6 protein-coding genes and 1 pseudogene are annotated in these 5,667 nt (G+C 51.9%); 2 read left to right on the top strand and 5 right to left on the bottom strand.

Annotated elements, in window-relative coordinates:
- Positions 1 to 115: 115 nt before the first annotated feature.
- From modC to ACTBDZ_RS14380, 4 genes and pseudogenes are all read right to left on the bottom strand, one after another.
- Positions 116 to 871, bottom strand: a pseudogene (modC, locus tag ACTBDZ_RS14395) (molybdenum ABC transporter ATP-binding protein ModC); the annotation flags it as partial.
- Positions 871 to 1,560, bottom strand: coding sequence for a molybdate ABC transporter permease subunit (modB, locus tag ACTBDZ_RS14390; protein ID WP_438815834.1), 690 nt, complete (start codon positions 1,558 to 1,560; stop codon positions 871 to 873). The gene modB and the pseudogene modC, both read right to left, overlap by 1 nt.
- Entirely contained in the window at positions 1,557 to 2,333 is a 777-nt protein-coding gene (gene modA, locus ACTBDZ_RS14385) for a molybdate ABC transporter substrate-binding protein (RefSeq protein WP_438815833.1), read from the bottom strand. The genes modB and modA overlap by 4 nt, the downstream gene beginning before the upstream one ends.
- A 173-nt stretch (positions 2,334 to 2,506) precedes the next feature.
- Positions 2,507 to 2,656, bottom strand: coding sequence for an AcrZ family multidrug efflux pump-associated protein (locus tag ACTBDZ_RS14380; protein WP_196906231.1), 150 nt, complete (start codon positions 2,654 to 2,656; stop codon positions 2,507 to 2,509).
- Positions 2,657 to 2,893: 237 nt separating this feature from the next.
- On the opposite strand from ACTBDZ_RS14380, the gene modE reads away from it, so the two are divergent.
- Complete coding sequence (modE, locus tag ACTBDZ_RS14375) at positions 2,894 to 3,685, top strand: molybdenum-dependent transcriptional regulator (RefSeq protein ID WP_438815832.1); 792 nt, start codon at positions 2,894 to 2,896, stop codon at positions 3,683 to 3,685.
- Between the two features lie 99 nt (positions 3,686 to 3,784).
- The gene (modF, locus tag ACTBDZ_RS14370; protein WP_438815831.1) at positions 3,785 to 5,266 is read left to right on the top strand and encodes a molybdate ABC transporter ATP-binding protein ModF; all 1,482 of its coding nucleotides are present in this window, start codon (positions 3,785 to 3,787) and stop codon (positions 5,264 to 5,266) included.
- A gap of 73 nt (positions 5,267 to 5,339) precedes the next feature.
- Here modF and ACTBDZ_RS14365 read toward each other — a convergent pair whose 3' ends face one another.
- On the bottom strand, positions 5,340 to 5,552 hold the full coding sequence (locus tag ACTBDZ_RS14365; RefSeq protein WP_438815830.1) for a hypothetical protein: 213 nt from the start codon (positions 5,550 to 5,552) through the stop codon (positions 5,340 to 5,342).
- Between the last annotated feature and the right edge of the window lie 115 nt (positions 5,553 to 5,667).

The raw sequence follows: 5,667 nt of genomic DNA, 5'->3' as shown, positions 1-5,667 counted from the left end.
TGGGATTGTTAGTATGAATCATGAGAGTTACCTCGTGTTTTGTATAAGGATTGGACACCCATATCAAAACCGGTAACTCTCAACCTTGCAAGGTCCAGTGTCAGATCAAGTCGCGACTAATACAAGTCATGGCATAACGCTCATGCTGCTCCATCACTTTCACATTGAGAATGCTGCTTTGCTCATCGCTCGGTAGCCAGGGACGCATCGCACTGCTTGCCCATACCTCTTCCAGCCGACCTTCCGCTTTAACCTTACCTTTATCCAACACCACCACCCGATCGGCAAGCCGCACGATCTCTTCCATGCTATGGCTGACATACAGGATAGGAATGTTGACCTCTTTCGCCAACGTCTCCAAATAGGGTAATAGCTCACGTTTACGCGGCAAATCAAGCGACGCCAGCGGCTCATCCATTAGCAGCAGTTCCGGTGCGGTCAGCAAGGCGCGACCGATCACCACACGCTGCTTTTCGCCACCGGAAAGGGTCAGCGGTAAGCTGTTTAACAGTGCCTCAATCCCCAGCAGTGCCACAATGGCATCAAACTGCGATTTCATGGATGACGCCATGCCATAACGCAGATTGCCTTGCACACGATAGTGCGGAAACAGCCGTGCATCCTGAAAGACGTAACCTACATGGCGCTTTTCGGGAGGTAGGCAGATACGTTTCTCGGCATCCATTAACACGCGATCTTTGAGCACAATACGGCCAGACTGCGGGCGAGTCAGGCCCACCACCGCATTGATCAGCGACGTTTTTCCTGCGCCAGATACGCCAAACACCGCAGAAATGCCTGATGCGGGCAATTGGGTATCCACACGCAAATCAAGATCGCCGAGGCGTTGATGAAAATTAAGCTCCAGCATTACACCCCCAACCGTTTGCGGCCCCAGCGGGTTAACCACTCAGAGAGCAGCAACGACGCCATTGAGAGCAGAATGGCAATCACGCACAGGCGCGCCGCATCGGCTTCTGCACCGGGTGTTTGAATCAATGTGTACATCGCCGACGGGATGGTACGTGTTTCCCCCGGAATATTAGACACAAACGTAATGGTTGCACCAAACTCACCCAGCGAGCGAGCAAACGCCAATACGGTGCCTGCCACAATGCCGGGAAATGAAAGAGGCAACGTGATGGTGAAGAAGACACGCCAGGGGTTAGCACCCAGCGTTCGGGCGGCCAATTCCAGCCGCGTATCCACCGCCTCCAGCGCCAGACGAATTGCGCGCACCATCAAAGGAAATGCGATCACTGCGGAAGCGAGTGCGGCACCACGCCAACTGAAACTGAAGCTGAGGCCGAACCATTCATAAAGCCATTGGCCAATAATCCCTTTTCTACCCATCCCGATCAGCAACAAATAGCCAATCACCACCGGTGGCAACACCAGCGGCAAATGGATAATGCTGTCTAACAGCGACTTTCCGGGAAAACGGCAGCGTACCAACACCCATGCCGCCAGGATCCCTAGCGGCAGGCTGAATATTACAGCGGTGATGGAAACTTTAAGACTAAGTTCAATGGCTTGCCATTCGTAATCCGTGAGCATCATCCGCGCGGCGTGAAACCATAGCGTTTGAACACATCCGCAGCGGCAGGCGTTTTCAGGTATTCGTAGAAACCGGTCACCGTCGCGTTGTTATGATCTTTGATGATAGCCATCGGATATTCGACCGGCTTGTGGCTCTCTTTCGGGAAAATGCTGACCACTTTCACCTTGTTGCTGGCGACCGCATCGGAGCCATATACAATACCCAGAGGGGCTTCTTCACGTTCTACCAGCGCCATGGCGGAACGCACGTCGTTAGCGCGTGCCATCACCGGAGAGAGTTCATCCCAGGCTTTCAGATTTTGCAGCGCTTCTTTGGCATAGATCCCGGCAGGCACATGGTCCGGATCGCCAACCGACAGATGGCCCCCTTTCAACAGGCTCTTCCAGTCGGTTTTATCCGTGATGGCAAAATGCTTCACATCGTTGGTTTTCGGTGCAATCACCACCAGCGCGTTACCCAGCAGGGTGTAGCGTGTCGCGGTATCCGTCAGTTTTTTATCCTGAGCGTAATCCATCCACTGCTGGTCGGCAGAAATAAACAGATCCGCAGGCGCACCTTGCTCAATCTGGCGAGCCAGCGTTGAAGAGGAGGCAAAAGAGGAAACGATATCGACGTTTTTCTCTTTCTTATATTGTGCGGCAATTTCCTGCAACGCATTGGTCAGCGAAGCGGCGGCAAACACGGTGATTTTCTGTTCTGCCGCGAAGGCTGGCATCGCCAAGGTTGCGCTCAGGGTTAGTGCGACACCCCATTTCATCCATTGCTGTTTCATCGGTCTCTCCCAAGAGTAATTACATCAGGACGTTATCGTTGTATTCGGAATAATATAACGATAAATCCAGCAATGTCATGCGCTTTTGCTCGCATAATCCGAAGAGAGTACATACAAAAAAATAATGCCCGGTCGAATCGACCGGGCATCAGAAAAGAGAAAACGTAGTGGGGTTACTTTCTTACAACGCGTTCATCGGCATGACCGATACGGGAAAAGACGTTAAATACTTCGCCTAAACCGTAGATAGCACCGAGGATGATCGCCATCATCACAGGCACCATGGCAACTGCAAACAGCAGGCTTTTGAGCAAATCCAACATGCTTACCTCACTTATCGCTAACGGTCCGTTTCTCAATACACGCGACATTCATCGCGAATCTCAACGTACCGCAACGAAAAATCATTACGGGTGATGGTGAATAGTGTACCGTAACTGTAAGAATTAATGCGACCATTTGTGCGGTTTGCCCGCACCGCTCAAACGCGCGACAATAGCGCTGTACCGAACGTCACGCACGCTCGGTTTTGTCTTTTTTAATCTCCTTGGACCGTGACCATGCAAGCTGAAATCCTTCTGACACTCAAATTACAACAACGTCTTTTTGCCGACCCACGACGCATTGAGCTGATCAAACAGATTCGTCACACCGGTTCCATCAGCCAAGGTGCCAAACTCGCAGGTATCAGCTACAAAAGCGCCTGGGATGCCATCAACGAAATGAATCAACTGGCAGAGCAGACCATTGTAGAGCGCATGACCTGCGGTAAAGGCGGTGGTGGGGCCACGCTGACGCGTTATGGCGAACGATTGATTCAGCTCTATGATTTGCTGGCACAAATACAGCAAAAGGCGTTTGACGTTCTGCAAGATGATAATTTGCCGCTGGACAGCCTGCTGGCCGCCATCGCGCGTTTTTCACTGCAAACCAGCGCCCGTAACCAGTTCTTTGGTACGGTGCAAGCACGCAGCCGGGACGCGGTTCAGCAGCACCTGAGCGTACTGCTGGCCGATGGAAAGACGGCGGTGAATGTATTACTGACCCAACAGAGCGCCGAGCGATTAGGACTCAATGAAGGTAAAGAAGTGCTGGTGTTGATCAAAGCCCCCTGGATTGCGGTATACGATGCCGCAGCAACCCGGCCACAATCCGATAACGAGCTGACTGGCACCGTGTCATCGCTGGAAGCGGGACAGGATAGCAGTGAAGTGCTGATTGCGCTGGCAAACGGTGAGACACTTTGCGCCACGGTGCCAAACGAGCAAGTGACGCAACAAAAACTGCGCGTTGGAATGGCGGTGACAGCCTGCTTTAATGCCGATCGTGCGATTGTCGCTACCTTGTGCTGATTGCTGTCCTCACGACAAGAATCGCCATAGGAACGGCTTGACAATGGCGGCAATGCCCTTTATTTCTGAGAGTATTACTTGCTAAAAAAGAGATAAAGAATGTCGTCGTTGCAAATTTTGCAAGGTGTTTTTCGCATAAATGACACACGCGTTTTGCGCATTGATGCCTTGACGCTGGAAGGAAAATCTCAGTGTGCCTTTGTGGGCGCGAATGGCAGCGGAAAATCTGCGCTGGCGCGCGCACTATCGAGTGAACTCCCGCTGCTGGAGGGCTCGCAACACAGCGATTTTCCTCGCGTTGCACGTCTCTCCTTCGAGCAGTTGCAACAACTGGTCTCGCAAGAGTGGCAGCGCAACAATACCGATATGCTCAGCGCTGATGAAGACGATACCGGACGTACTACCTCTGAAGTGATTCAGGATGAGATTCACGATCCTGCCCGCTGTGCTACGCTGGCCGCCCTGTTTGGCATCACTCCCCTGCTCTCGCGCCGTTTTAAATACCTCTCTACCGGCGAAACACGCAAGGTCATGCTGTGTCAGGCACTGATGCCAAAGCCCGATCTGCTGATTCTGGACGAACCCTTCGAAGGTCTTGATGTGGCTTCCCGCGCACAGTTGGCAGAACATCTGGCGGAGTTGGCGCAGCGCGGTTACACGCTGGCGATCATCGTTAACCGGTTCGATGATATTCCTGAATTTATCAACCATGTTGGCATTCTGGCTGACTGCACTCTGACACGCACCGGTACGCATGAAGCGGTATTGGCCGATGCCTTGATCGCCCAACTGGCATTTAGTGAAACGCTTTCCGGCACAGCGCTACCGGCCGCAGAAGATCCACTGCATACGCCGACGCTCCCAGCCGATCAAGCTCGCATCCTCCTGCGAGATGGCGTGGTGCAATATAACGATCTCCCCATTCTGCATCACCTTGATTGGGAGGTGTTGCCCGGTCAGCATTGGCAAATCGTCGGCCCAAACGGTGCCGGGAAATCAACATTGCTGAGCCTTATCACTGGCGATCACCCGCAGGGATACAGTAATGATTTAACGCTGTTTGGACGCCGTCGCGGCAGTGGTGAAACCATTTGGGATATCAAACGGCATATCGGTTACGTCAGCAGCAGCCTGCATTTGGAATACCGCGTCAGCAGTAGTGTGCGCCATGTTATTACGTCAGGCTTTTTCGACTCGATTGGCATTTATCAGGCCGTGTCCGATCGCCAACGTTTCTTAACGCAGCAATGGCTTGAACTGCTGGGACTCGCTGCACAAGCGGACTCCCCGTTCCACGCATTGTCATGGGGGCAACAGCGTCTGGTACTGATTGCGCGCGCGCTGGTGAAACACCCGGCACTGCTGATCCTTGACGAACCGTTACAAGGGTTAGATCCGCTCAACCGACAGTTGGTGCGGCGCTGGCTGGACGTGTTGATCGGTGAAGGAGAAACGCAACTACTGTTTGTTTCCCATCACGCTGAAGACGCGCCGGAATGTATCACGAACCGTCTTACCTTTGTGGCACAAGGGGATATTTACGGATATCAGTTTGAAACGCTGGCAGGTAACGAGAAATAAAAAGTAAAGAATAAAGGCCGCTGAGCGGCCTTTATTCTTTTAACCGCGGAGTGTATGTAAATTGCAAGATACATCACCACTCATCTAAATCATAATTGTTTTCAAACATGGCGCGTTTGCATTCAAGGAATCGCCGTGGAAGGTAACGATGGTAATTTTTGTTATGACAAAACTCTGCAAAATCATCAAAATGGGATACACCAACTTTGGCATAGAGTCTTTGCAGAGCACTCTCAATGGTACGAGGCGAAAGGAATAACATATCGCCTATAGCTTTACCCGTCATTCCGCACCTGATTTTTCTTTTTTCGGGACTTGACGGTATTCTGAAGTTCTGAATTTATTACTGCTTTTTGCAGACCAATCAGCATGAGTACTCCCCACGTTACCATCCGTAACCT

The sequence above is a fragment of the Symbiopectobacterium sp. genome, from assembly GCF_051710365.1.
GTDB lineage: Bacteria > Pseudomonadota > Gammaproteobacteria > Enterobacterales > Enterobacteriaceae > Symbiopectobacterium.
This window is presented reverse-complemented; position numbering and strand designations above follow the sequence as displayed.

What these genes read in the sequence shown, in the direction of transcription:
- modB (WP_438815834.1), bottom strand. Translation starts at nt 1,560, where the DNA reads ATGATGCTCACGGATTACGAATGGCAAGCCATTGAACTTAGTCTTAAA.
- modA (WP_438815833.1), bottom strand. Translation starts at nt 2,333, where the DNA reads ATGAAACAGCAATGGATGAAATGGGGTGTCGCACTAACCCTGAGCGCA.
- ACTBDZ_RS14380 (WP_196906231.1), bottom strand. Translation starts at nt 2,656, where the DNA reads ATGTTGGATTTGCTCAAAAGCCTGCTGTTTGCAGTTGCCATGGTGCCT.
- modE (WP_438815832.1), top strand. Translation starts at nt 2,894, where the DNA reads ATGCAAGCTGAAATCCTTCTGACACTCAAATTACAACAACGTCTTTTT.
- modF (WP_438815831.1), top strand. Translation starts at nt 3,785, where the DNA reads ATGTCGTCGTTGCAAATTTTGCAAGGTGTTTTTCGCATAAATGACACA.
- ACTBDZ_RS14365 (WP_438815830.1), bottom strand. Translation starts at nt 5,552, where the DNA reads ATGACGGGTAAAGCTATAGGCGATATGTTATTCCTTTCGCCTCGTACC.